A 25,707-nucleotide genomic window follows, 5' to 3' on the forward strand; every position below is an offset into this window, starting at 1 on the left:
CGTCGTGGGGCAGGATGGGCACGGGCGACGCAGCCCGGCTCGGCCCGTCCCATCCTGCGAGGTGCGCATGGCGAGGTTCAGCGAGGTCCCCGGTCGGTACCAGGTGCGCGACCTCGCGTTCGCGGAGGCGGGCCGACACCAGGTCCGCCTCGCCGAGCACGAGATGCCCGGTCTCATGGCGCTGCGCGCCGAGCTCGGACCGTCGCAGCCGCTCGCCGGTGCGCGGATCAGCGGCTCGTTGCACATGACCGTGCAGACGGCGGTGCTCATCGAGACGCTCGTCGCGCTCGGCGCCGAGGTCCGCTGGGCGTCGTGCAACATCTTCTCCACGCAGGACGAGGCCGCCGCGGCGGTCGTCGTCGGCCCGCACGGGACCGTCGAGGAGCCCGCCGGACCCGCGGTGTTCGCGTGGAAGGGCGAGACGCTCGAGGAGTACTGGGCCTGCACGCAGGCCGCGCTGCTGTGGCCCGACGGTCGCGGGCCCGACCTGATCCTCGACGACGGGGGCGACGCGACCCTTCTCGTGCACGAGGGTGCCCGCTACGAGGCCGTGGGCACGGTCCCCGATGCCCCCGCGCCCGGCGACCCCGAGCACTCCGCCGAGCTCGCGGTCGTGCGGGACCTGCTGCGCCGCTCGCTCGCCGACGACCCCCGGCGCTGGACCCGCGTCGCCGACGGGATCGTCGGGGTCTCCGAGGAGACGACGACCGGCGTGCACCGGCTGTACCAGCGCGCTGAGGCCGGGGAGCTGCGGTTCCCCGCCATCAACGTCAACGACTCGGTCACCAAGTCGAAGTTCGACAACCGGTACGGCATCCGGCACTCCCTGCCCGACGGGCTGGACCGGGCCACCGACGTGCTCATCGGCGGGAAGGTCGCGTTCGTCGTCGGCTACGGCGACGTCGGCAAGGGTGCGGCGGAGGCGCTGCGCGGGCAGGGCGCGCGCGTGATCGTGTCCGAGGTCGACCCGATCTGCGCGCTGCAGGCCGCGATGGACGGCTACCAGGTGGCGCGGCTCGACGACGTCGTGGGCGACGTCGACTTCGTGATCACGGCCACAGGGAACCGGTCGGTCGTCACGGTCGAGCACCTGGCCGCCCTCAAGGACAAGGCGGTCGTCGGCAACATCGGGCACTTCGACGACGAGATCGACATGGCCGGCCTGGCCGCCTACCCGGGAGTCCGGCGCACCGAGCTCAAGCCGCAGGTGCACGAGTGGACGTTCCCCGCCGACGACGCGACCGGCCGCGGCGAGCGGTCCGTCATCGTGCTCTCCGAGGGGCGGCTGCTCAACCTCGGCAACGCGACCGGGCACCCGTCGTTCGTCATGAGCACGTCGTTCTCCAACCAGGTGATCGCCCAGGTGGAGCTGTTCACGCGGCAGGGCGCCTACGACCGGCAGGTGCACCGCCTGCCCAAGGTGCTCGACGAGAAGGTCGCCCGGCTGCACCTCGACGCGCTGGGCGTCCGGCTCACGCGGCTCACGAAGGACCAGGCGGCGTACCTGGGCGTCGAGGTCGACGGACCGTACAAGCCGGAGCACTACCGGTACTGAGGCCGGGGCTGCCGGGACCAGCACCCGAGCTCGTCGGACGTGTCGGCGCGGGTCCGCGGTGTCAGTCGACCGGGTCGGGCACGCCGTGCGGGAGGCGGTGCAGCACGCGCGCGTCGGCCGCGTCCCGGGCGTCGTCGCGCAGCCGCGCCACGAGCTCACGCTCGCGCCGCTCGGCCAGCACGGCCGCGAGGAACGCCTCCGGGTGGGTCCCGGGGGGCGGGTCGGGGCTCACGTACCGTGCGACCTCGGTCGACAGCCGGGTGCCGAGCTCGACGCGGGACGCGGGGTGCAGGCCGGTCGCGCGCGCCAGGAACTGGCGCACGGCGAGCGCGAGGCCGTCGGGGAGCCGCGCGACGTCGGCGCCCCGCGCCCAGCCGGCGAGCCACGGCGGCATCTGCACGGGTGCGCGCCGCGTCCCGCCGCGGACCCGGACGGCGTACGTGCCGGCGAGGATGTCGCCCACCCGCTTGCTGCGCGGGTGCACGAGCGAGCAGAGGAACGCGACCGACCCGAACGTCGCCCACAGCTCGATCACCCCGACGAGCGCGCGGACCAGCGCCTGCCGGAACACGAGCGGGCCGCCGTCGTCACGCACGATCCGGATGCCCAGCGCGAGCTTGCCGAGCGACCGGCCGCGGCTGAGCGTCTCCATCGTCGTCGGGTAGATCACCGTGACCGTCGCGAGCAGCACGATCGTCATGATCCGGCCCGCCTCGTCCGACATCACGGCGGGCATGGTGGTGCTCAGCACGATCATGAGCACGATCAGCGCCACCGCGAGCGCCGCGAGGTCGATGAGCGCCGCCACGAGGCGCGTCAGCGCCGACGCCGCGCGGGTGTCGAGCAGCACGCCCTCGCCGATGAGGATCTCGTCCTCGACCATCGATGTCCCTCCTCCGCCGAGGGAACACTAACCGGAGACGGGCCCCGGAGATGGCAGGCTGTGGGCCGTGGACCTCGACGCCTTCCAGGTGGCCCGCGACGAGTCGTGGCAGCGGCTCGACGCGCTCGCGCGCAAGCGGCGCCGCACCGGTGCGGAGTCGGACGAGCTCGTCCGGCTGTACCAGTCGGCCGCGACCGACCTGTCCGTCATCCGGTCGGCCGCCCCCGACCCGGACGCCGTGAGCAAGCTCTCGCAGCTCGTCGCGCGCGCGCGGTCCGCGATCGTCGGCGCGCACGAGCCGAGCTGGCGCGACGTCGCGGTGTTCGTGGGGGAGTCGCTGCCCGCGGCTCTCTACCGGATCCGCTGGTGGACGGTCGGCGTCATGGTCGGCTTCCTGGCCCTCGCGATCGCCGCGGGCTGGTGGGTGGCCACGCAGCCCGACGCGCTCGCCGCGATGGGGACGCCCGCCGAGCGGCAGGAGTACGTCGACCACGCGTTCGCCGAGTACTACGACCCCGGCGCCGGGTTCGCCGCGATGGTGTGGACGAACAACGCGTGGATCACCGCCGTGTGCGTCGCGTCGGGCATCACCGGGGTGATCCCCGCCTGGCTCATGATCCAGAACGCCGTGAGCGTCGGGGCCGTCGGCGGGATGATGGCCGCGCACGGCGAGCTCGCGCTGTTCCTGCAGCTCATCGCGCCGCACGGGCTGCTCGAGCTGACCGCGGTTTTCGTGGCCGGCGGCGCCGGGCTGCGGATCTTCTGGACGTGGATCGACCCCGGCCCGCGCACCCGCGGGCGCGCGCTCGCGGAGGAGGGACGCGCGTTGTTCACGGTCGCGCTCGGGCTCGTCGGGGTGCTCGCCGTGTCGGGGGTCGTCGAGGGGTTCGTCACGGGCTCCGGGATGGCGTGGTGGCTCAAGATCGTCGTCGGAGCCGTCGTGCTCGCCGCGTTCTGGGTCTACACGCTCGTGCTCGGCGGCCGTGCCGCCCGGGCGGGTGCGACGGGCGACCTGGAGCCCGACAGGGCCGGCTACGCGGTGCCGCTCGCGGGCTGAGCGGATCGCCGCGGGGTCAGCGGACCTCGACGTCGTGACGGGCCGCGTCGTCGGCGAAGAAGGCCACGAAGCGCTCCGCCTCCACGACGACGTCGCGCCGGACGCGCGCCGGGAGGTCCCGGAACGGTTCCACGACGAGCGTCGCGCGCTCACGCCGTCGCCGGTCGCCGGTGCCGTCCAGACGCGCGCGCTCGACGCGCCAGGTCGCCGAGACGACCCCGTCGACGAGCACGGTGCCCGGCACGACGCCGTTCGGCCGCTGCAGCGCCCGGCGGTGCTCCTCCGCGACGACGCGCGTGCGGTCGGCGTGGCTCAGGAGCACGTTGTCGAGGTCGGGCAGGAACCGCACCGGCGCGGGGACGTCCGCGGGCGGGCGGGGCGCGTCGGGCAGGTCCAGCACCTCGCGCGGGCGGACGCGGCCCGGTGACGGCTCCGCGGTGAAGCGCACGAGCCGGTCGCCCAGGCGGTCGACCACCGCGCCCAGCCCCGTGAGGCCCGACCACGTCTGCACGTCGGCGACGCTCGCGGGCCCGAACGCCGCGAGGTACCGCTCGACGAGCCGCTCCTGCGCGGCGGCCAGGACGTCGGGGTCCGTCAGGTCCGGTGCCGCGGCGGCCGCCTCGGCGCCGAACCACGCGGTCGTCGTGGTCCACGTCGTCGCGCCCGACCGCCCCCAGACGCCGCGCGGCGGGACCTGCACGAGCGGGAGCGTGCCGCGCGCGGCGTGCGCGAGCGTGGCCGGGGGGACGTGCGGCCACCGCTCCGTGAGGAGCTTCCCGAGCGTCGTGCTCGGGCGGGGCTCCGACTCGACGAGCTCGCGTGCGTACGCCGTGACGGCGGCGAGGTCGACCGTGCGCAGCGGCGCCGCGTGCAGTGTGTTCACCTCGAGGTCCCGCGCGTAGAGCGGTGCGACCAGGCCCGGCAGCAGGAGCGCGTCGGGCGCGGCGACCAGATGGATCGTGCCCCGCATGACGGCGATCCGCGCCAGTCGGCGGTCCACCAGCGCGTCGCCCAGGTCGGCGTGCGTGAAGCCGTCCACGCGGCTCCACAGCCCCACGTACGGCGACCACGCGTTCTGCGCCTGCATGCCCACGAGGTGCCCGACGACGTCGACGGCCGGCGCGTCCGTCCGCGCGAGGAGGTGCTGGCGCGCCAGGAGCGCCCGGTTGAGCGCGCGACGGGTCAGCAGGGGCGGCTCGGCCATGCCCCGGACGCTATCGAAGGGCACCGACGGGCGGGCCGACGTCCGGCGCGCACCGTCGGGGGCGGGTCAGAGCCGGCCGGCCGCCTTGAGCGCGAGGTAGGTGTCCGCGAGGCGGGGGGCCAGGTCGTCGGGCAGCGCGTCGACGACCTCGACGCCTCGCCGCCGCAGCCGCACGGCGACCGCGGAGCGCTCCAGGGCGGCGCGCTCGGCCGCGGCGGCGTCGAACACCTCGCGCGCGTCCGCGCGGCCGGTGCGCAACGCGTCCGTCTCCGGGTCGGCGACCGACGCCAGCACGACCTGGTGCCGCGACGTGAGCTGCTGCGCGACCCCGAGGAGTCCGCGCTCGACCGCGGACGCGTCGAGGGCCGTGAGGAGCACGACGAGCGCGCGCTGGCTGAGCCGCTCCCGCACCTGCGTGACGACGCCCGGCCAGTCCGTCTCGACGAGCTGCGACGACGTCGTGGCGAGCGCGTCGGCGAGCGCGGGCATGAGCCGCGGACCGGCCGTGCCCGCGACGCGGGCGCGCACGCGGCGGTCGAACGCGAGCAGCTCCACGCGGTCGCCCGCATGCGTCGCGAGCGCCCCGAGCAGCAGCGCCGCCTCGATCGACGCGTCGAGCCGCGGGGCGTCCTGCACGCGGACCGCGGACGTGCGGCCCGTGTCGAGGACGATCAGCACGCGACGGTCCCGCTCCGGGCGCCACGTGCGCACGACGACGTCGGCCCGGCGGGCGCTCGCGCGCCAGTCGATCGCCCGCACGTCGTCGCCGATCACGTACTCGCGCAGCGAGTCGAACTCGGTACCCGGACCGCGCACCTGCACCGCCGCCCGCCCGTCCATCTCGCGCAGCCGCGCGAGCCGGCTCGGCAGGTGCCGCCGCGACGCGAACTCCGGCAGGACGCGCAGCCGGCCCGGGACCGTGAGCGACGCCTGCCGCCCCGCGAGGCCCAGCGGGCCCGCCGCGCGGATCGTCACCCGGTCCGCGACCGCGTCCCCGCGGCGCGTCGGGTGCAGCACCGTCCGCACGCGCGCGCCGTCACCCGGCGCGACGACGACCGTGTGCCGGTCCTGCTCGGCGGACGCCGACGGCGGCCACGCGTCGCGCACCAGGCCGCGCAGGCGCCGGTTGCCGACGTGGGTGAGCGTCAGCGTCGACGTCGCGGGCTCCGTGAGACGCACCGACGGCGGCAGGTCCCGCTGGACCGCGACCTGCCGCGGCGACGCCGCGAGCGACGCGTCGAGCACGCACAGCGCCACGCACACCAGCGCCCAGACCAGCACCGTCCCGGTCGACGGGAGCAGCAGCACGAGGGGCACGCCGACGGCCGCGAGGACCACCGCCCGCCACGTGAGCGTCATGCCGGTCTCAGCGGGGGACCGGCACGGACGCGAGCACCGTGTCGAGCACGCTTTCCGTGGTGACGCCCTCGAGCTCGGCCTCCGCGCGCAGCTGCACGCGGTGCCGCAGCGTCGGGTGGGCGAGCGCCTTGACGTCGTCGGGCGTGACGTAGCCGCGGCCGGACAGCCACGCCCACGCGCGTGCCGTCGCGAGCAGCGCGGTCGCCCCACGCGGCGAGACGCCGAGCGCGAGCGACGGCGACCGCCGGGTCGCCCGGCACACGTCGACGACGTACCCGAGCACCTCGCGCGCGACCTGCACGCGCGCGACCTCCGCACGGGCGGCCGCGAGCAGCGCGGTGTCCGCGACCGGGCGCACGCCCGCCGCCCTCAGGTCCCGCGGGTCGAAGCCGCCCGCGTGCCGGGCGAGCACCTCGACCTCGTCCTCGCGCTCGGGCAGCGGCAGCGTCAGCTTGAGCAGGAACCGGTCCAGCTGGGCCTCGGGCAGGGGGTACGTGCCCTCGTACTCGACGGGGTTCTGCGTCGCGATGACGAGGAACGGGTCCGGCAGCGGGCGCGGCGTGCCGTCGACCGACACCTGACGCTCCTCCATGGCCTCCAGGAGCGACGCCTGCGTCTTCGGCGGCGTGCGGTTGATCTCGTCCGCGAGCAGCAGGTTCGTGAAGACGGGTCCCTCGCGGAACGAGAACTCGGCGGTCCGCGCGTCGTAGACCAGCGAGCCGGTCACGTCACCGGGCATGAGGTCCGGCGTGAACTGCACGCGCTTCGTCGACAGGTCGAGCGCCGCCGACAGCGAGCGGACGAGCAGCGTCTTCGCGACACCGGGCACGCCCTCGAGCAGCACGTGGCCGCGGCACAGCAGCGCGATCACGAGGCCGCTGACGGCCGCGTCCTGCCCGACGACCGCCTTGGCGACCTCGAGCCGCACGTCGGCCAGCGCGGACCGCAGCGCGACGCTCGGGGCGGGCGGCGCCGACGCGGTCGCGGGCGGGGCGACGGGCGCCTGGGGGGCGACCGGAGCGGCCTGGGGGGCGGTCGGAGCGGGCGGCTCGGACTTCGCCCAGCTCGGAGGGCCGTCGGACGCCGCAGGCGCCGGGGGACCGGCGTGTGCCGCGGGCGCGGCGTACGCCGGTGCGGCGGCAGCCGGCGGAGCGGCAGCCGGTGGTGCCGCGTGCGCGGGTGCGGCCGGCGCGGGCGGAGCGGCGAACGCCGGTGTCGCGGGAGCGGGCGGGTCCTCGTGCACGGGCGGCGCGGGCGGAGCCGCGTACGCCGGGGGCGCGCTCGGCGCCGGGGCCGGCGCCGGGGCCGGGGGCGCGTCGTGCGCGGGCGGGCCGGCGTAGGGCGCCGCCTGCTCGGGGGCGGGCGGCGTGGGCGCGCGATGCGCCGGGTCCGGGCCGCCCGCGGGGGTCGGCGCCTGCGGCGGCTGCGCTGCGCCGGTCGTCTCGTCGGTCACGGTCGGTGAACCTCGCTCTCCAGGTGGTCCAGCGCCTGCGCGAGCCGCGCCAGGCCGTGGTCGTCGTGCGGTGGTGGTCCGTACAGGAGCGCCTCGACGGTCGCCGCGGGGCGTCCGGTCGCCCGGGCGACGGCGTCGACGAGCGCGTGGGGCTCCGCGGAGCGCGGCAGCCCGAGCCGGGCCGCGCAGCGGGAGGCGGTCCCGGCCCGCAGCGCGGCGGCGGCGTGGCCGTGCGACCGCGACCGACGGTAGAGGCGTCCGCGACCGCGTGTGGTCTCCGCGGCGGGGACGACGACGGGCAGCGGCTCGGCGACGACGCGTCCGAGCCGGCGGCCGCGCCAGATCGCGGCGGCGAGCACGACGAGCAGGAGCTGGAGCCCCAGCACGGGCACCCACGGCGGCAGGATGTCGCCCGTCCCGGGTCCGCTCGCCTCGCCGTACGTCTCGAACGCCGACGGCAGGTACCAGACGAGCCGCTCGTGCCGGCCCAGGGCGCGCAGCACGAGCGCGGCGTTGCCCTGCTCCGCGAGGTGCTCGTTCGCGAGCACGCGACCGTCGGAGAGCGCGGTCACACGGCGCTCGCCGTCCACCACGGCGTACGCGCCGACGGTCGGGTCGTCGGCGGCGGTGAAGCACACCACCGCGTCGTCGTCCAGGGCGCGCAGGCCCGGCGCGGCGGTGATCGTGCCGGCGGCCGTGGCGTCGGGGTCGTCGCACGCGGCGGGCAGGTCGCCCTCGGGCCACCAGCCGGCGCCGCCCGTGACGGCGTCCGTCGCGGACTCGAGCAGCCACGGCGAGTCGACGAGCACGAGGTCGGCCTCGGTCCCGACGACCGCGTCGACGGCGGTCTGGTCGAGCAGCAGGTCGCCGTTGACGACCAGCAGCGTCGTGCCCTCCTCGGCCTGCGCGACGGCGTCCGCGAGCCGCGTCACGTACCGGATCTCGACGCCCTGACGCTGCAGGATCTGGGCCGCGGCGCGCGCGCCGCTCGGCGCGGGGTTGTCGGGCGCGAACGGGTCGTTCGACGTGCGGGGCGTCGGCAGGGCGGCGAGCAGGCCCACGAGGACCAGCAGCCCGAGGATGCCGAGCGGCAGCCGCCAGCGCCGCCAGCGGCTCGTGGCGCGCGAGCGGGCGGTCGTACCGTCGCCGAGGACGGCGGCGGGCGCGGTCACGACGGGACCACGAGACGGTCGGCGGCGGCCGCCGCGGCGGTCGTCGGCCGCGTGCCCCGGACGCGCTGGTCGAGCTCGCGCAGGCGGCGGTCGTCGTCGGCGCCGGCCCGCACGTCCCCGTACGCGACGTCGTCGAACAGGTCGCCGGCGGTACGCAGGTCGGCACCCAGCCCGGGGAGCCGCAGCGCGGCGGCACCGACGGCCTCGTGCGCGGTGCGGCCGGGGCGCTCGTCGAGGACGGTCCGTTCCTCCAGGCCGCGCACGATCGCGCGGAAGCGCTCGAGGACCGCGAGGTGCCAGTCGCCGGCGGCGGCCGCGGCGTCGGCCGCGGCGCGGAGCTGGTCGGCCGTGCGTCGGTCGTCCGCGGCCAGCACGACCGTGCCCGACCGCGACCGCGCCCGGGAACGCCGCACGGGACCGACGAACCACAGGATGCCGAGCACCAGGGCCACGCCCGCGACCACCGCGATCAGCAGCGCGACACCGTCCGGCAGCCCGAGCGACGGCACCGAGCCGAGCTGCTCCTGCAGCCACTCGAGGACCCGCTGCAGGAGCGACGGCTGCCGGTGGTACTCGGGGCGTGCGAGCTCGTCGCGCGCCCACTCGCGGGCGGTCTCCGCGTCCGGCTGGACGGGCACGTCGCGCGCGAGCGCGGCGACGAGCGACGTCAGCGCGGTCATCCGGCCTGCGCGGCCCGGGCGAGCTCGAGGTCGAGCCCCTCCCGGCGCATCCGGACGTCGATGTAGAGCAGCGCGTAGATGGCGGCGGTGAAGGCGGTGGTCAGCGTGTAGGCGATGACGTTGCCGACGGCTGTGAGCACGATCGAGACGAACGACGTGCCGGTCGGGTCCTGCGTGACGAGCGTCCCGACGAGCTCGAACGGGAACATCACGAAGTAGCTCGCGACGCTCACCATGATCTGGACGAGCACGTAGTAGCCGAGCAGGCGCCAGAAGCTCCCGCGCGTGAGCCGCCAGGCCCGCGCGACCGTCGGCCAGAAGCCCTTGCCCTCGAGCATGAGCGCGGCCGGTGCGAGCAGCGTCCGGATCGTGAACCAGACGCCGCCGACCACGAGCGCCAGCCACCCGAGGATGCCGAGCCCGACGGCGAAGCCGGTCTGGTCCGCGACGGCGAGCGCGACGACCCCGCCCACGAGCGCCGCGGCGACCAGCAGCACGACGGCACCGGCGAGCAGCGTGAACCCGACGACCCACCAGACGCGGCCCGAGCGCAGCACCTCGCCGATCGTGATCGTGCGGCCCAGCACCGACCTGCTGACGGACACGATGAGCAGACCCGTGAGGACGGTCGTGGCGAGCCAGATGATCGGCGCGGTCAGGAGCGTGCCGACGGCCCAGCCCAGCATCGCGTCGAGGCCGCTGGCGCCGGAGGGGTCGAGCTCGAGCAGCGCGTCGCTGATCGCGCCCGAGACCAGGCCCTGGACGTACCAGGTGAGGATCGTCGACAGGAGGACGGCCGCGCCGACGACGAGCGCGGACAGCCCGAACATGACGCGCGGGTTGGCGCGGATCGCCTTGAACGCGCCGTCGAGGACCTCGCCGAGGCCGAGCGGCCGCAGCGGCACGATCCCCGGCTGCAGGGCGGGCGGCTTCCACGCGGACCCGGGCGGGGGCGGCGGCGGCACCGGTGCGCCCCAGCCGCCCTGGCCCGCGCCCCACTGCGACGGCGGTGCGGGCGGTGCGGGCGGTGCGGGCGGGGGGACGCCGGGGCCGGGGCTCGGCTGACCGCCGCCCGGTGCGGCCCACGCCGGCGGGCGGGGCGCGTCGTCCTGCGGGCTCGTCATGCGGAGCGCAGCCTCCTCGGGCTCGTGGTGCGGCTCGAGGCGGTGGCCGTCCTCGCGCGACGCCCATCGTGCCACGTCGCCGTCGGAGGTCGGTGGACGTCCGGGTGATCTGTGGGCCGTCCGGGCGGTCCCGTCCTGGATCGACAGGTGACGGTGCCACAATGGCGCGCATGAAGGGACGTGTGCTGGTGGTCGACGACGACACCGCGCTCGCCGAGATGATCGGCATCGTGCTGCGCTCCGAGGGCTTCGAGCCCGTCTTCTGCGAGGACGGGGACGAGGCGCTCGCGACGTTCCGGGCGACCCAGCCCGACCTCGTGCTGCTCGACCTCATGCTGCCCGGGCGCGACGGCAACGAGGTGTGCCGCCAGATCCGCGGCGAGTCGGGCGTACCGATCGTCATGCTCACCGCCAAGAGCGACACGGTCGACGTCGTGCTGGGCCTGGAGTCCGGCGCCGACGACTACATCTCCAAGCCGTTCAAGCCGAAGGAGCTCGTCGCGCGCGTGCGCGCCCGGCTGCGCCGCAGCGACGAGCCCGCGCCCGAGCACCTGTCGATCGGCGACGTCACCATCGACGTCCCGGGTCACCGGGTCGCGCGCGCGGGCCGCCCGATCTCGCTGACGCCGCTCGAGTTCGACCTGCTCGTCGCGCTCGCGCGCAAGCCGTGGCAGGTGTTCACCCGGGAGGTCCTGCTCGAGAAGGTGTGGGGCTACCGGCACGCCGCGGACACGCGGCTCGTCAACGTCCACGTGCAGCGGCTGCGCTCCAAGATCGAGAACGACCCCGAGCAGCCCGAGATCGTCGTGACCGTGCGGGGCGTCGGGTACAAGGCGGGCGTGACTCCCACGTGACGTCGGGCAGGGCCGCGCCGTGCCGCGCGTGAACAGCGTCTGGCGCCTCACGAGGGCCCGGGCGATGCGACGGGTGCGAGCCTGGCCGCGGGCGTGGCGCGGGTCGCTGCAGTTCCGGGTCATCGCCTCGACGCTCGTGATCGGCCTGGTCGCGCTCGCGTGCGTGGGCCTGTACGTCGGCGAGCGCATGCGGGACGGGCTGTTCGACGCGCGCCGCGACCAGGTCCTCGACGAGAGCGCGCGCAGCACCCAGCAGGCGCAGGACACCTTCGAGTCGTCCAACGCGACGCTCGGCCCGGACGTCCGGCGGCTCCTGCGCGACGTCGTCGCCGCGCAGCGGACCGGCACGTCGGGGGAGCGCGAGGTCCTGCTGCTGCGGGCACCGGGGCAGACGTCGCCCGTGACCGGCGGCGCCGCGGCGTCCGACGCGTCGCTCATCGCGATCGTCAGCGACGAGCTGCAGCTCGCGGTCGCCGAGGGCGGCCAGCACTGGCAGTCCGTGGGCATGGAGACCGACGAGGGCCGGGTCGTGCCCGCGATCATCGTGGGTCAGGAGGTCGTGGTCCCGGTCGTCGGCCGCTACCAGCTGTTCTTCCTCTACAGCCTGCAGGCGGAGCAGGACCGGCTGGACTTCCTGCAGCGCACGCTCGCGCTCGCGGGCGTCGTGCTCGTGCTGCTGCTCGGCTCGATGACGTGGCTCGTCACGCGGCAGACGGTGCACCCCGTGCGGCGGGCGGCCCGGGTGGCGGAGCGGCTCGCGGACGGGCACCTGTCGGAGCGCCTGCCCGAGCGCGGCGAGGACGAGATGGCGACGCTCGCGCACTCGTTCAACGAGATGGCCGAGAGCCTGCAGGACCAGATCCACCGGATGGAGGAGCTGTCCGCGGTGCAGCGGCGCTTCGTCTCCGACGTCTCGCACGAGCTGCGCACGCCGCTCACGACGATCCGCATGGCCGGCGAGGTCATCCACGCCTCGCGCGACGACTTCGACCCCGCGACGAAGCGCTCCGCGGAGCTCCTGCAGACGCAGCTCGACCGGTTCGAGGACCTCCTGGCCGACCTGCTCGAGATCAGCCGGTTCGACGCGGGCGCCGCGGTCCTGGACGTCGAGGGCCGCGACGTGCGGGACGTCGTCGTGCGCGCGGTCGACCTGGCCGGCCCGCTCGCCGAGCGGCGGGGCTCGTGGCTGCGCGTCGTGGTGCCCGAGGACCGGTGCGTCGCCGACATCGACCCCCGCCGCGTCGAGCGCGTCCTGCGCAACCTGCTGGTGAACGCGATCGAGCACGCCGAGGGCTCGCAGGTCGAGGTGACCGTCGCGGCCGACGCGCACGCGGTCGCGGTGACGGTCCGCGACCACGGCGTCGGCATGACCGCGGACGAGGCGGAGCACGTGTTCGACCGGTTCTGGCGCGCCGACCCCGCGCGTGCCCGCACGACGGGCGGCACCGGGCTGGGCCTGGCGATCTCGCTGGAGGACGCGCACCTGCACGGCGGGTGGCTCGAGGCGTGGGGGCGGCCCGGCCGGGGTGCGTCCTTCCGCCTCACGCTCCCGCGCCGCGCGGGGATCCGCCTCGCCTCGTCGCCGCTGCCGCTCGTGCCGGACGACGCCGTCGCACCCGACCCCGTGCTCGACGCCGGGTCGCGGCCGCGGACCGACCCCGCCGCGCTGCCCGACCTCGACGGCCCGGTCGGCACCGCGACGTCGCCCTCGGGCATCCGGGCCGTGAGCGTGCCCGTCGCCGCCGGCGACGCCGACCGGCAGGAGGTGGCCCCGTGACGCGCGCGCTCCGCCGCCGCATCGGTGCGGGCGTCGCGGCCGTCGTCACGCTGCTGCTGGCCGCCTGCACCGCGATGCCGACGTCCGGGCCCGTCCAGCAGGGCGGCGACGGGCGCATCGACGAGCCGTCGAGCATCGACGTGCTCGCGGAGGGTCCGCGTCCCGACGCCGCTCCGCTCGAGATCGTCGAGAGCTTCCTCGTCGCGGGCTCGGCGGGCTTCCGCGACGACTTCGTCGTCGCACGCCAGTACCTCGCGGGGCAGGCGCGCGCGGAGTGGCAGCCGCTCGCGGGCGTCGTCGTGTCCGGCGCGCTCGAGTTCGGCGACATGGGCAACGGGCAGGTGCAGGTCGACGTCCCGGTCGTCGCCCGCGTCGACCGCGAGGGCCGGTACGCCGAGGCGCCCACGGGCGCGGAGTCGTCCGTCACGTTCGGGCTCGTGCAGGACGACGACGACCAGTGGCGCATCTCCGAGGCCCCCGACGGCCTGGTCGTGCCGACCGACGACTTCGAGGTGTTCTTCCGGCAGACGTCGATCTACTTCCTGTCGCCCGACGAGACGTTCCTCGTGCCCGAGCAGCGCTGGCTCCCCGTCAAGAGCCGCGAGACGTCCGTCGTGAGCGCGCTGCTCGCCGGCCCGTCGCCGTGGCTGCGCGACGCGGTGCACACCGCGCTGCCCGACGGTGTCCAGCTCAAGCCCGAGGCGGTGCGCGTGGACCCCGAGGGGGTCGCGCACGTCGGGCTGTTCTCCACCCGGACGTCCGAGCTGCTGGACGCCGACCGGCCGCTGCTGCTCGCCCAGATCGAGCAGTCGCTGCTCGCGCTGCCCGGGGTCACCGCGGTCGACGTGACGGCGGGCGGCGTGAGCCTCACCGGGGCGGCGTCCCTGCGCTCGGGCGAGGGGCCGGCGGCCGCACCCGAGGTGCTGCAGGACGGTGCGCTCCTCCAGGTGGGCACGGACGGGCTCGCGCCGGTCGACGGCGTCGGGCCGCTCACCGTGCCCGACCCGCACCACCCGGCGCGCGACGAGACCGGCACCGTCCGCGTCGTGCTGTCCGGCGACCGCTCGCTGGTGACGGTGCCCACCGAGGACGACCCCGGGACGACGCTGTACGAGGGCACCGCGCTGTCGGCGCCGTCGGTCGACCGTTTCGGCTACGCGTGGACGACCGACGTCGGCGTGGGCGTCGTCGCGGCGCTCGCGGCCGGCGCGACCGGGGAGCCGCCCGCGCAGGCGGTGCACGTCGCCGCGCCGGAGCTCGACGGGCGGACCGTCCGGGCCGTGCGGGTCTCGCGGGACGGGGTCCGCGTCGCGGTCGTCTCGACCGGCGACGACGGTGTGGCCGTCGCGCTCGGCGCCATCCTCCGCGACTCGCACGGCGTCCCGCAGGCGATCGGTGAGCTCGTCCGCGTCGGCACCCCGCTCACCGTCGCGTCGGCCGTCGTGTGGCTCGACGAGGCCACGCTCGGGGTGCTCGCGACCGAGAACGGCGACAGCGTCGTGCACGTCGTGCCGCTCGCGGGGGAGACCACGGAGCTGCCGCGCGCGTCGGGCCTCGTGTCCCTGTCGGGCGGACGGACGCCGTACGCGGCGACGGCGGACGGCTCCTTGCTGCGCCTCGTCGGGACGACGTGGGTGCGGATCGCCGACGTCGCGGGCGTGCGGGACCCGTCGGTCGCCGGCTGACGCCCGCGTCGAGCCGTCCACAGACCCGGTCGGCGCGGCGGGTGTCCACCGGCGCGCGGCCGCGGCCCGCCGCGACACCGCCGGCTCGGCTGTGCTGTCGGCATGTCCCCGCTCACCGCGTCCCCGTCCCGCATCCTGCCCGGCCGCGCGCCGCTGGACGTGGCCGCCGCCCTGCACGCGCCACGGTCCGCGACGTCCCCGGCCCGCGTCACGGAGGCCCTCGGCGACCACGCCCGCCGCGTCGCCCACGACCTGCTGACGCTGGTGCTGCCCGTGACGTGCGCGGGTTGCGGGACGGTCGACGAGCGGTGGTGCCCGCCCTGCCGTGCGGCGCTCGCGGGTCCGCCGTGGCGGTGCGAGGAGCGGGCGGGCCGGCTCGACGCGCTCGACGGGCGGCCGCTGCTGCCCGTGTGGACCCTCGCGGACAACACCGGCCCGGTGCGGCACGCCGTCGTCGCGTGGAAGGACGAGGGCCGCACGGATCTCACGCGTGCGCTCGCCGCGGCGCTCGGCCGCGCCGCCGGGACCGTCGCCCCCGACGTGCCGGGGACCCGGGCGGGCCCGCTGCTCGTGGCCGCCGTCCCCTCCACCGCCGCCGCGCGGCGACGACGCGGCGGGTGGCTCGTCGACGACGTCGCGCACGGCGCCGTCACCGGGCTGCGGTCGGCGGGGGTCGACGCGCGTCGGGCGCCCGTGCTGCGTCGTCGCGGCGGGCGGGACCAGGCCGGGCTCGGCGCCCGCGCGCGGGCGCGCAACCTCGACGGCCAGGTCCACGTGGCCCGGCACGCGCGGGAACGGCTCGCGGGGCTCGATGTCCTCCTCGTCGACGACGTCCTCACCACCGGCGCGAGCGTCGCCGCGTCGGTCGCCGCGGTGCGCGCCGCGGGCGGCCGCGTGGTCGGCTGCGTCACGGTCGCCTCGACGCCGTCACCGGGGCCGCAGGACCGTGCCGCGCCGCCGAGCGCGTGACCGCAGCGCAGCGCCGCGACCCCGTCGTCAGGACCGCGGCGTCGCGTCGGGGCGCCCGGTTCGCCCCGGACGCCCGGTTCGTCGTCCGCCGGTCGGGCGGCGATTGGTCCGACGACCGACCGCGGGGTTAGCGTGGGTGCCTGAGCCGACGGCGCAGCGGAGCCCCGACCTCGAAGCAGTCGAGGTCGACCCGCAGCGCGGGAGGAGGTGACGCCGCCGGACTGTCCCCCGGGGCAGGAAGAAGCATGTCGCCGGGCGGCGCGAGCCGCCCCAGACCTCGCAGGAGGCTCACATGGAGATCGTGGTTGCAGGCCGGCACACCGAGGTGCTCCCGAAGTACCGGGCGCATCTCGAGCAGAAGCTCGCGAAGGTCGAGCAGCTGGCCCCCCGCGCACAGCGGATCGACGTCCTCGTCTCGCACGAGGCCAACCCTCGTCAGGCCGGCAGCTGTGAGCGCGTCGAGCTCACCGTCGTCGACAAGGGTCCCGTCATCCGTGCCGAGGCGTGCGCAGACGACCGTTACGCGGCCCTGGACCTGGCGCTCGGGAAGCTCCTCGAACGCCTCCGCCGCACGCGCGACCGTCGCAAGGACCACCGCAACCACACTCCGCTGACCCCCGTCGACGTCCGCCCCCTCGAGCAGGTCCCCGAGCCCGCCGAGGCACCCGCCCCCGTCGACGGCGCGGTGGAGACGACGCTCGGCGACTCGCCGGTCGTCATCCGCGAGAAGGTCCACGAGGCGCTGCCGATGACCGTCGACGACGCGCTCTACGAGATGGAGCTCGTCGGCCACGACTTCTACCTCTTCATCGACGCCGAGACCGCCCAGCCGGCCGTCGCCTACCGTCGCCGCGGCTGGAGCTACGGCGTCATCAAGCTCGACACCGCCGTCCGCAACGACGCCCCCGCGTCCGCCGCCGTCAGCGGCTGACCCACCCGTCCGACGACGCCCGGCCCTCCCCGTGGGGGCCGGGCGTCGTCGCGTGCGTGCGGGTCAGCCACGGGCGTCGGTGGTCGCCGCCATGATGGGGCGGTGCCTCCCGCCGGTCTGCCCGCCCCCACCGAGTCGCTCTCGCTCGCGCAGGCGCGCCGCGTCGCGCTGCGCGCCCAGGGTCTCGACGTCCCGCGCCCCGCACGGACCGGTCCCGCGACGGCGCGCCACCTCCAGCAGGTCGTCGACCGGCTCGGCCTCCTGCAGATCGACTCCGTGAACGTGCTGGCGCGCGCGCACCTCATGCCGACGTTCACGCGGGTCGGCCCGTACGACCCGGCGCTGCTCGACCGCGCGTCCGGCCGGGCGCCCCGGCGTCTCGTCGAGGCGTGGGCGCACCAGGCGTCGTACGTCCCGCCCGAGACGTTCCGGCGGCTCGGCTGGCGGCAGCGCGCGTACGCGACGCAGGCGTGGGGGACGATCGCGCAGGTGCCGTTGCAGCACGCGCCCGCGCTCGCCGAGGTCCGCGCGCTGCTCGCAGCGTCCGGGCCGATGACCGCGAGCGAGGTCCAGGTCCACTTCGAGGCCGACCACCCGACGTCGCGTGACGAGTGGGGGTGGAACTGGTCGGTCGCGAAGCGCGTGCTGGAGTTCCTGTTCTTCACCGGCGAGGTGACGTCGGCCGGGCGCAACGCGGCCTTCGAGCGGCGGTACGACCTCACCGAGAGGGTGCTGCCGCCGGACGTGCTCGCCCGGCCCGAGCCCGACGACGCGACCGCGGTCCGCGAGCTCGTCGAGATCTCCGCCCGTGCGCACGGCGTCGCGACCCTCGGCTGCCTCGCCGACTACTTCCGCATCGGGCAGCGCCAGGCCGCGACCGCCGCTGCCGAGCTCGTCGAGGACGGCGTCCTCGTGCCCGTGCGCGTCGCCGGCTGGGACGCGCGGCCGGTCTACCGCCACCGCGACGCGACGCTGCCGCGCACGGCCCGCGGCGCGGCGCTGCTCAGCCCGTTCGACCCGCTGGTGTTCGAGCGACGTCGCCTCGAGGAGCTGTTCGGGCTGCGGTACCGGATCGAGATCTACGTCCCGGAGCCGAAGCGCGTGTGGGGGTACTACGTGCTGCCGTTCCTGCTGGGCGACCAGCTGCCCGCGCTCGTCGACCTCAAGGCGGACCGCGCCGCGCGCGCGTTGCGGGTGGTCGCGGCCCACGTCAGCCCCGGGACCGGGCGGCTCCCGGCGGACACGGTCGAGGCGCTCGCGGCGGAGCTCCGCCTCGTCGCGACGTGGCTCGGGCTCGACGACGTGGTCGTCGGCGCCCCGGACGGCACGCTGCGCGGCGACCTCGCGGACCCGCTGCGGCACGCGACGGCCGACGCGGCGTGATGCGCCGGTCGGACTTCGCGCTCGTCGCGCTCGCGGGGCTGCTGTGGGGCACCGGCGGGCTCGCGGGCGTCGCGGCGGGGGACGTCGGCCACCTGGAGTCGGTCGCCGTCGCCGCGTACCGGCTGCTGGGCGGCGGGCTCGTGCTGCTCGTCGGCGCAGTCCTCGTCGGGGCGTTCCGCGGCGTCCGGGCCGGCCGCGCGCTCGTCGGGCACGTCGTCGCGACCGCGGTGCTCGCGGCGACGTACCAGGCCGCGTACTTCGCGGCGGTCGAGCGCGCGGGGGTCGCCACGTCGACGCTCGTCGCCCTCGGCGCCGCCCCCGTGATCGTCGCGGTCGGCACGGCCGTCGTGACCCGCCGCGCGCCGTCACGGACGACGGTCGTCGCGACCGTCCTGGCGCTCACCGGGCTGGTCGCGCTCGTCGGGACGAGCGGCGGCACCGGGAGCGCGCCGCTCGCGGGTGTCGCGCTCGCGCTCGTGTCGGCGACGTCGTTCGCCGCGATGACGGGGCTGGGGCGTCGCGCGGTGCCCGACGCCGGCCCCGTGCCGACGACGGCGCTCGCGTTCACGCTCGGCGGAATCCTCCTCGCGGTCGTCGCACCGGTCCTCGGCGACGCCGTCGACGTGCCCGACGCGGCGACCGGCTGGTGGCTGCTCGCGTTCCTCGCGGTCGTGCCCACGGCCACCGCCTACGGCGCCTACTTCTCCGGCCTGCGCACCGTCCCGGCGACCACGGCGAGCCTCCTGGCCCTGCTCGAGCCGCTGACCGCGACGGTGGGCGCCGTGCTGCTGCTCGACGAGCGGCTGGGTGTCGGCGGGATCGTCGGCGCGGTGCTCCTGGCGAGCGCGGTCGTCGTCCTTCGGCCCCGGACCGCGACAGGGCCGACTAGCATGGTCGGGCCCGGCCACGCGGCCGGTCAGCCAGCCGCTCCGACGCCGCGCGTGCCAGGGGCGAGAACACGTCGGGAGTAGTGCGCGTGCCCACGATCGTCGACAAGGTCCTCCGGCTCGGTGAGGGCCGCGTCCTCAAGAAGCTGTCCGGCATCGCCCAGCAGGTCAACGCCCTGGAGGACAGCTTCACGTCGCTGTCCGACGCGGAGCTCCGCGAGGAGACCGACCGCTTCCGCGCCCGTCTCGCCGACGGCGAGTCGCTCGACGACCTCCTCGCCGAGGCGTTCGCAGCGGTGCGCGAGGCCGCCCGTCGCACGCTGGGGCAGCGCCACTTCGACGTCCAGCTCATGGGCGGCGCGGCGCTGCACCTCGGCAACATCGCCGAGATGAAGACCGGTGAGGGCAAGACGCTCGTCGCGACCGCGCCCGCGTACCTCAACGCGCTGTCCGGCAAGGGCGTGCACGTCGTCACCGTCAACGACTACCTCGCCGAGTACCAGTCCGAGCTCATGGGGCGCGTCTACCGGTTCCTCGGCCTGACGACCGGCGTCATCCTGTCGTCGCAGCAGCCCGCGCAGCGTCGCGAGCAGTACGCCGCCGACATCACCTACGGCACGAACAACGAGTTCGGCTTCGACTACCTGCGCGACAACATGGCGTGGAGCGTCGACGAGCTCGTGCAGCGCGGCCACAACTTCGCGATCGTCGACGAGGTCGACTCGATCCTCATCGACGAGGCCCGCACGCCGCTCATCATCTCCGGCCCCGCGTCGGGCGACGCGAACCGCTGGTACGGCGAGTTCGCCAAGGTCGTGCGTCGCCTGCAGCCCGAGCGTGACTACGAGGTCGACGAGAAGAAGCGCACCGTCGGCGTCCTCGAGCCCGGCATCGCACGCGTCGAGGACTACCTCGGCATCGACAACCTCTACGAGTCGCTCAACACCCCGCTCATCGGCTTCCTCAACAACGCCATCAAGGCGAAGGAGCTGTTCAAGCGCGACAAGGACTACGTCGTGATGAACGGCGAGGTCCTCATCGTCGACGAGCACACGGGCCGCATCCTCCCGGGCCGCCGCTACAACGAGGGCATGCACCAGGCCATCGAGGCCAAGGAGGGCGTGACGATCAAGGCGGAGAACCAGACGCTCGCCACGATCACGCTGCAGAACTACTTCCGCCTGTACGCCAAGCTCTCGGGCATGACCGGTACGGCCGAGACCGAGGCCGCCGAGTTCCAGGGCACGTACAAGCTCGGCGTCGTGCCGATCCCGACGAACCGTCCGATGCAGCGCATCGACCAGAAGGACTTCGTCTACAAGAGCGAGGACGGCAAGTTCGACGCCGTCGTCGCGGACATCGTCGAGCGGCACGCGAAGGGCCAGCCGGTCCTCGTCGGCACGACGAGCGTCGAGAAGAGCGAGCTGCTGTCGTCCAAGCTGCGCAAGCAGGGCGTCCCGCACGAGGTCCTCAACGCCAAGCAGCACGCGCGCGAGGCCGCGATCGTCGCGCAGGCGGGCCGCAAGGGCGCCGTGACGGTCGCGACCAACATGGCCGGCCGAGGCACCGACATCATGCTCGGCGGCAACGCGGAGTTCATGGCCGTCGCCGACCTCGCCGCGCGCGGGCTCGACCCCGCAGAGAACGCGGAGGAGTACGAGGCCGCGTGGCCGGGCGCGCTCGAGAAGGCGAAGAGCGCGGTCGCGGCGGAGCACGACGAGGTCGTCGAGCTCGGCGGCCTGTACGTGCTCGGCACCGAGCGCCACGAGTCGCGCCGCATCGACAACCAGCTGCGCGGACGTTCCGGCCGGCAGGGCGACCCGGGGGAGTCCCGGTTCTACCTGTCGATGCAGGACGACCTCATGCGCCTGTTCAACTCGGGCCTCGCCGAGTCGATGATGACGCGCGCCGGCTTCCCCGAGGACATGCCGCTCGAGTCGAAGATGGTCACGCGCGGCATCCAGTCCGCGCAGGCCCAGGTCGAGTCGCGCAACTTCGAGATCCGCAAGAACGTCCTCAAGTACGACGACGTCATGTCCCGCCAGCGCGAGGTCATCTACGACCAGCGTCGCCGCGTGCTCGAGGGCGAGGACCTGCACGAGCAGGTCAAGCACTTCCGCAACGACGTGCTGTCGGCGTACATCGGCGGTGCGACCGCCGAGGGGCGCCCGGAGGACTGGGACCTCGAGGCGCTGTGGACCGCGCTCAAGGCGGTCTACCCGGTCACGATCACGCCCGAGGAGGTCGTCGAGGAGGCCGGCGGTGCCCAGCGCCTCACGCGGGAGCTCGTCGAGCGCGAGATCCTCTCGGACGCGGAGCACGCGTACGCCGACCGGGAGGCCACGATCGGGTCGGAGAACATGCGCCAGCTCGAGCGGCGCGTCACGCTCTCCGTCCTCGACCGCAAGTGGCGCGAGCACCTCTACGAGATGGACTACCTCAAGGAGGGCATCGGTCTGCGGGCGATGGCGCAGCGCGACCCGCTGGTCGAGTACCAGCGCGAGGGCTACCAGCTCTTCAACGCGATGACCGACGCCATCAAGGAGGAGACCGTCGGGTACCTCTTCAACCTCGAGGTGCAGGTCGCTCCCACCGAGGACGCGCCCGTCGTCACGGCGGACTCCGCCGCGCAGACCGCAGCCGCCGCCGGACCCGCGCCTGCGGTTGCTGACGGCCCGCGGAGCGTGGCCGACGGTCCGACCCCCGGCCGGCTCGTCGCGAAGGGCCTCGACGGCCCCGACCGTCGGGTCCCGCTGCAGTACTCGGCCCCGTCCGTCGACGGCGACGCCGGCACGACGACGCGCCGGGACGGAGGCTCGCCCGCCGCGGGCCGGTCCGGCGACGCGCCCGCCGCGGGGACGAACCGCGAGGCGCGCCGCAAGGCGCAGCGCCAGCAGCGCAAGGGCTGACGCACGACCGACGGGACCGGCTGACCCCCACGGGGTCGGCCGGTCCCGTCGTCTGCGGGGGCTCGACGTCGCGCCGCCGCGGCGTCAGCCGATCTCCAGCACGGTCGCGCGCCAGGCGCCCCGATGCGTCTCCAGCCGCAGGGCAACGGCCCGCACGACGGGCCCGTCCTCGACCACGACGGCCGCCTCGAGCGTGTGCTCGTCGACCGCGCACGCGCGCACGCGGCGCACCTGCGGCGCCCGGCTCGACGTCCCGCGGACCCGCAGCGTCAGCGCGGCGCGGACCTGCACCGCCTGGAGCACGCCCGGGGTCAGCCACCGCGCGAGCTGTGCGAGCGGACGACGCCCTCCGAGCGCCTCGACCGCGGCGAGCGCGATGCGGCCCGCGAGCACGCCCGGATCGTGGTCCGGGACCGCCCCGCGGTCCTCGTCGGCCGCGTCGAGGACGGGCGTGCGGTCCTGGGCCCGCAGCACGTCGAGCCGGAGCGCGAGCGTCGGGGGTGCGACGTGGTGCGGCCCTGCGGCACGGGCGGCCGCGAGGGTCTCGGCCGCACGCACGAGCCGTGCCCGCGGCCCCGCCTCCCGCGCCGGTGCGTCGGCGTCGAGCCCCGCCGTGCCCGCGGGGGTGCCGCGGCCGCCGGGCTGTGGGCGCGCCGTGCGGGGTCGGGTCGTGGCGCGCGCCCGCGCCGCCGCCGGGTCCGGCTCGGCGCGTGCGAACACACGCTCGGCGGCGGTGCCGTCCATCAGCACCGCGCTCACGGGGCCACCGTCCCGTCGGTCGGGACGACGAGCACCTGGCCGGGGACGAGCACGTCGGGGTCGTCGCCGACCACCGCCATGTTGGCCGCGTACCAGCGCGGCCACGTCCGGGCGATCGTCGCGTCGTCCGCGCCCGCGGGCAGGTGGCGCTCGGCGATGCTCCACAGGGTGTCGCCGGGCTGCACGGTCACCGTGCCGGCCCTGGCGTCCGTCGCAGCCGGAGCCGTCCCGGGGCCGTGCGCCGTCGTCGTGGACCCCGGCGAGGTGCCGCTGGCCCCCGTTCCGCCGGGGGAGGGTGACGCGGCCAGGTCGGCAGCCGGGGCGGTGCGCGCGGGCGAGGACGACCACGTCGCGGACGTGGCGCCCGTCGACGGGGCCGCCGACGGGCCGGGCGACGCCGTTCCCGCGGTCGTGCTGGCGGATCCTGCGCCAGGTGCGGCCGTGCCGGGCGACGGCTGGGCACCCGCCGAGGCGGGCGCGCCCGCCGCGGGGGTCGGGCCGACGGGCGCTGCCTCGCCCGGTCCGCGGGCTGCTCCCGACGTGGTCGCGGCGGCGTCGGGGGCGGTCGGTCCGGAGGGGACCGTGACGTCCGTTCCCGGAGCGACGGTGGTCCCCGCTCGTGCGGCCGCCCCAGGCGTCGTGGCCGGGGCGGCGGTGGCGGTCCCAGGTGCGCTGGCGGTCCCAGCCGCGGTGGTCGTCCCAGGTGCGCTGGCGGTCCCGGCCGCGGTGGTCGTCCGGGGGGCGGTGACCGGACCGGCCACGGCAGTCGGCGAGGCGACCGACGTCCCCGTGGCCGCGGGAGTCGTGGGCGCCCAGCCGAGGTCCGACGGCGCGCTGCGCACCGCGACCGGCCCGTCGGGGGCGACCGGTGCGGCAGCCGTCGCACCCGTGGCGCCCGCCAGGCCGACACCCGCGCCGATCGCGAGGACGAGCACGCGGCGGACCGCGGCGGGTGCCCAGCGCTGCACGAGATGCTCGCCGGTCCGCCAGGTGGCGCCGGCGAGCCTGGCGGTCGAGCACACGAGCGCGACGCCCGCCGACGCGGCGAGCCACGCGGCGACCAGGGCGCCGACCGCGGTGACCCCCAGCTCGACGGCGGCGTCGACGCGCCACGTCCCCGCGTGGGCGAGCTCGGTGGTGCGGAGCGCGAGCAGGGTCGCCGTCGCGCCGGCCACGACGCTCGCCACGGCGAGCCCGAGGAGCGCCACGACGGCCGCTCCGTGCCGACGCCGGGCGACCTCCGTGCCGCGCTCCGTTGCTGTCCGTGCGCTCTTGACCACGCTGAGCCCCCTGGATGTCGTTTGATGCGGTTTGATGACGACTGATGGCTGAAGGTGTAGCCGAGTGGCGCGTGCTTCGTCCAGCTCTGTCCGCGATGCGGTCCCCGGACCCGACGGCCGCCCGCGTCGGCCCTACCGTGGTCGCCGTGCGGTGGGAGGCGCTGTTCGACGACATGGAGGCGCAGCTCGCCGCCGTGCACGGCGCCGCGACGCGGCTCGACGTCGCCGAGCTCACGCGCGCCGAGCGTGCGACCGTCGGCCTCGTCGACCGGCTCCGTGCGGCACGCGACACGACCGTCACCGTGCGGACGGCCCACGGGGAGCCTCTGCGCGGGCCGCTCGTCGACTCGGCACCCGAGTGGCTGCTGCTCGCGCTCGGCCCGGTGCAGCGCGCCCTCGTCCCGACCGCGGCCGTCGTCGTGGTCGGCGACCTCACGCTCCACGCCGCACCGGCGCCCGGCGTCGTCGAGCGGCGGCTGGGGCTCGGGCACGCGCTCCGTGCGCTCGCGCGCGACCGTGCCGTCGTCCGCGTGCGGTCAGCGGGCGTCGAGCTGGTCGGTCGGGTCGACCGCGTCGGTGCCGATCACCTCGACCTCACCGAGACCGTCCGCCCGGCGGTCGACGCCACGACGTGGGCCGTCCCGTTCGCCACGCTCGAGGTCGTCCGCTCGGGCTGATCCGCGACGCGCGGGAGCGGGCCCGCGAGCCGCGGTGGTCGAGGTGAGCGGCGGGGTGGGGGGCGGCGTCAGCCGGCGGTGTCGGCCGCCGCCTCGGCGGCGTTGCGCGCGCGGGTCTGCTCGTACATGCGCTGGATGTAGCCCTCGAGCTCGGTCGCCTCGACACGCCAGACGCCCCGCCCACCGATCTGGATCGCGGGCAGCTCGCCGGACCGCACCAGCGCGTAGGCCTGCGGGGCGGAGATGTTGAGGATCTCCGTGACGTCGGCGAGCGTGAGGAACCTCGAGGCCATGCTCGCAGTCTGGCACGCGCTGGCGCTCCGACCGGTTTGTCCACAACCATGCCTCCGCGTCTCCGGCCGTCTCGGCAGGATGGGGCGCCTGCTGGACCGACGACGACCGGGGAGTGCCATGGAGACGACCGTGCTGGACCTGCCTGCGCCGGTGGCGCCACGACTGCGCAGGCCGGGCTGGCGGGACCCGCGGCTGCTCGCGGGCGTCGCGATGGTGGCCGGCTCCGTCGCGCTCGGGTCGTGGGCCGTGCGGTCCGCGCAGTCGACCGTGCCCGTGTACGTCGCGCGCACGGCGCTCGTCCCCGGCGACCGGGTGGAGCCCGGCGCGCTCCTGGTCCAGGACGTGCAGCTCGGTGCCGTGGACCTCGGTGGGTACCTGCGGGCCGACCGCGCGCTGCCCGAGGAGGTCACGGTGCTCCGCGTCGTGGGCGCGGGTGAGCTCGTGCCCCGCGCGGCGCTCGGCGACGCCACCGAGGCCGACGTCCGGCCGGTCGCGGTGCCGCTGGAGCACGCGCCCTCCCGCGCGCTCGTCGTGGGCGCGCGGGTCGACCTCTGGTTCGTGCCCGAGCCGACCGGCGACGCGTCGTCGGACGGGTCCGCCGGTACGGGCGACGCTGCGGCGTCGGCAGGGCCGCGCCCGCTCGCGGTCGGCCTCACGGTCGCGGAGGTCGACACGCCCGACGGGGCGTTCAGCGTCGGCGGTGCGAGCACGGTCCAGGTGCTCGTGCCGTCGGACGCGCTGGCCGACGTGCTCGGCGCGCTCGCGGGCCCCGGGTCCGTGGACGTCGTGCCCGTGCCGGGCTCGGGGGGCTGAGA

22 protein-coding genes are annotated in these 25,707 nt (G+C 76.0%); 12 read left to right on the forward strand and 10 right to left on the reverse strand.

Annotated features, from left to right (window positions below):
• The first annotated feature begins 67 nt into the window (after positions 1-67).
• Positions 68-1,555, forward strand: coding sequence for an adenosylhomocysteinase (gene ahcY / locus OOT42_RS07085; protein ID WP_273654179.1), 1,488 nt, complete (start codon positions 68-70; stop codon positions 1,553-1,555).
• A 61-nt stretch (positions 1,556-1,616) separates the two neighbouring features.
• Here ahcY and OOT42_RS07090 read toward each other — a convergent pair whose 3' ends face one another.
• Entirely contained in the window at positions 1,617-2,438 is an 822-nt protein-coding gene (locus OOT42_RS07090) for an RDD family protein (protein WP_273654180.1), read from the reverse strand.
• Between the two features lie 67 nt (positions 2,439-2,505).
• On the opposite strand from OOT42_RS07090, the gene OOT42_RS07095 reads away from it, so the two are divergent.
• Positions 2,506-3,495, forward strand: a complete 990-nt coding sequence (locus OOT42_RS07095) for a stage II sporulation protein M (protein WP_273654181.1) — start codon at positions 2,506-2,508, stop codon at positions 3,493-3,495.
• Positions 3,496-3,511: 16 nt separating this feature from the next.
• Here the strand turns inward: OOT42_RS07095 and OOT42_RS07100 are convergent, their stop codons facing one another.
• The 6 genes from OOT42_RS07100 to OOT42_RS07125 form a co-directional block, all read right to left on the reverse strand.
• Positions 3,512-4,699 carry a winged helix DNA-binding domain-containing protein gene (locus OOT42_RS07100; protein WP_273654182.1) on the reverse strand — a complete coding sequence of 396 codons (1,188 nt, stop codon included), beginning with the start codon at positions 4,697-4,699 and terminating at the stop codon, positions 3,512-3,514.
• Positions 4,700-4,765: 66 nt separating this feature from the next.
• Positions 4,766-6,058 carry a DUF58 domain-containing protein gene (locus OOT42_RS07105; protein WP_273654183.1) on the reverse strand — a complete coding sequence of 431 codons (1,293 nt, stop codon included), beginning with the start codon at positions 6,056-6,058 and terminating at the stop codon, positions 4,766-4,768.
• A 7-nt stretch (positions 6,059-6,065) separates the two neighbouring features.
• Positions 6,066-7,007: an AAA family ATPase gene (locus tag OOT42_RS07110; protein WP_423776005.1), complete on the reverse strand. Its 942-nt coding sequence runs from the start codon at positions 7,005-7,007 to the stop codon at positions 6,066-6,068.
• Positions 7,008-7,507: 500 nt separating this feature from the next.
• On the reverse strand, positions 7,508-8,683 hold the full coding sequence (locus OOT42_RS07115; protein ID WP_273654184.1) for a DUF4350 domain-containing protein: 1,176 nt from the start codon (positions 8,681-8,683) through the stop codon (positions 7,508-7,510).
• Positions 8,680-9,363 (reverse strand): DUF4129 domain-containing protein, encoded by a 684-nt coding sequence (locus OOT42_RS07120; RefSeq protein ID WP_273654185.1) that lies wholly within the window; start codon positions 9,361-9,363, stop codon positions 8,680-8,682. Before OOT42_RS07120 ends, OOT42_RS07115 begins: the two co-directional genes overlap by 4 nt.
• On the reverse strand, positions 9,360-10,562 hold the full coding sequence (locus tag OOT42_RS07125; RefSeq protein ID WP_273654186.1) for a glycerophosphoryl diester phosphodiesterase membrane domain-containing protein: 1,203 nt from the start codon (positions 10,560-10,562) through the stop codon (positions 9,360-9,362). The genes OOT42_RS07120 and OOT42_RS07125 overlap by 4 nt, the downstream gene beginning before the upstream one ends.
• A gap of 95 nt (positions 10,563-10,657) precedes the next feature.
• Between OOT42_RS07125 and mtrA the strand changes: the two genes are divergently transcribed.
• The 8 genes from mtrA (at position 10,658) to secA (ending at position 21,882) form a co-directional block, all read left to right on the forward strand.
• Positions 10,658-11,341, forward strand: coding sequence for an MtrAB system response regulator MtrA (mtrA, locus tag OOT42_RS07130; protein WP_273654187.1), 684 nt, complete (start codon positions 10,658-10,660; stop codon positions 11,339-11,341).
• A gap of 64 nt (positions 11,342-11,405) precedes the next feature.
• On the forward strand, positions 11,406-13,118 hold the full coding sequence (gene mtrB, locus OOT42_RS07135; RefSeq protein ID WP_273654188.1) for an MtrAB system histidine kinase MtrB: 1,713 nt from the start codon (positions 11,406-11,408) through the stop codon (positions 13,116-13,118).
• Positions 13,115-14,803 (forward strand): LpqB family beta-propeller domain-containing protein, encoded by a 1,689-nt coding sequence (locus OOT42_RS07140; protein ID WP_273654190.1) that lies wholly within the window; start codon positions 13,115-13,117, stop codon positions 14,801-14,803. The genes mtrB and OOT42_RS07140 overlap by 4 nt, the downstream gene beginning before the upstream one ends.
• 102 nt (positions 14,804-14,905) lie before the next feature.
• Positions 14,906-15,772, forward strand: a complete 867-nt coding sequence (locus OOT42_RS07145; protein WP_273654191.1) for a ComF family protein — start codon at positions 14,906-14,908, stop codon at positions 15,770-15,772.
• Positions 15,773-16,064: 292 nt separating this feature from the next.
• On the forward strand, positions 16,065-16,703 hold the full coding sequence (gene hpf, locus OOT42_RS07150) for a ribosome hibernation-promoting factor, HPF/YfiA family (RefSeq protein WP_273654192.1): 639 nt from the start codon (positions 16,065-16,067) through the stop codon (positions 16,701-16,703).
• 102 nt (positions 16,704-16,805) lie between these two features.
• Positions 16,806-18,086 (forward strand): winged helix-turn-helix domain-containing protein, encoded by a 1,281-nt coding sequence (locus OOT42_RS07155; RefSeq protein ID WP_273654193.1) that lies wholly within the window; start codon positions 16,806-16,808, stop codon positions 18,084-18,086.
• Positions 18,086-19,057 carry a DMT family transporter gene (locus OOT42_RS07160; protein WP_273654194.1) on the forward strand — a complete coding sequence of 324 codons (972 nt, stop codon included), beginning with the start codon at positions 18,086-18,088 and terminating at the stop codon, positions 19,055-19,057. Before OOT42_RS07155 ends, OOT42_RS07160 begins: the two co-directional genes overlap by 1 nt.
• A 5-nt stretch (positions 19,058-19,062) precedes the next feature.
• Entirely contained in the window at positions 19,063-21,882 is a 2,820-nt protein-coding gene (gene secA / locus OOT42_RS07165; RefSeq protein ID WP_273654195.1) for a preprotein translocase subunit SecA, read from the forward strand.
• A gap of 84 nt (positions 21,883-21,966) precedes the next feature.
• Here secA and OOT42_RS07170 read toward each other — a convergent pair whose 3' ends face one another.
• Both OOT42_RS07170 and OOT42_RS07175 read right to left on the reverse strand, forming a co-directional pair.
• Complete coding sequence (locus OOT42_RS07170) at positions 21,967-22,641, reverse strand: Rv3235 family protein (RefSeq protein WP_273654196.1); 675 nt, start codon at positions 22,639-22,641, stop codon at positions 21,967-21,969.
• Complete coding sequence (locus OOT42_RS07175) at positions 22,638-23,849, reverse strand: LysM peptidoglycan-binding domain-containing protein (RefSeq protein WP_273654197.1); 1,212 nt, start codon at positions 23,847-23,849, stop codon at positions 22,638-22,640. The genes OOT42_RS07170 and OOT42_RS07175 overlap by 4 nt, the downstream gene beginning before the upstream one ends.
• A gap of 218 nt (positions 23,850-24,067) precedes the next feature.
• Between OOT42_RS07175 and OOT42_RS07180 the strand changes: the two genes are divergently transcribed.
• On the forward strand, positions 24,068-24,598 hold the full coding sequence (locus OOT42_RS07180; protein ID WP_273654198.1) for a hypothetical protein: 531 nt from the start codon (positions 24,068-24,070) through the stop codon (positions 24,596-24,598).
• A gap of 68 nt (positions 24,599-24,666) precedes the next feature.
• On the opposite strand, the gene OOT42_RS07185 is transcribed toward OOT42_RS07180, so the two are convergent.
• Positions 24,667-24,891 (reverse strand): helix-turn-helix domain-containing protein, encoded by a 225-nt coding sequence (locus OOT42_RS07185; RefSeq protein WP_273654199.1) that lies wholly within the window; start codon positions 24,889-24,891, stop codon positions 24,667-24,669.
• Positions 24,892-25,009: 118 nt separating this feature from the next.
• On the opposite strand from OOT42_RS07185, the gene OOT42_RS07190 reads away from it, so the two are divergent.
• Positions 25,010-25,705 carry a hypothetical protein gene (locus OOT42_RS07190; protein ID WP_273654200.1) on the forward strand — a complete coding sequence of 232 codons (696 nt, stop codon included), beginning with the start codon at positions 25,010-25,012 and terminating at the stop codon, positions 25,703-25,705.
• Positions 25,706-25,707 lie beyond the last annotated feature (2 nt).

Source organism: Cellulomonas fimi, assembly GCF_028583725.1.
In the GTDB taxonomy this organism is placed as follows: Bacteria; Actinomycetota; Actinomycetes; order Actinomycetales; family Cellulomonadaceae; genus Cellulomonas; species Cellulomonas fimi_B.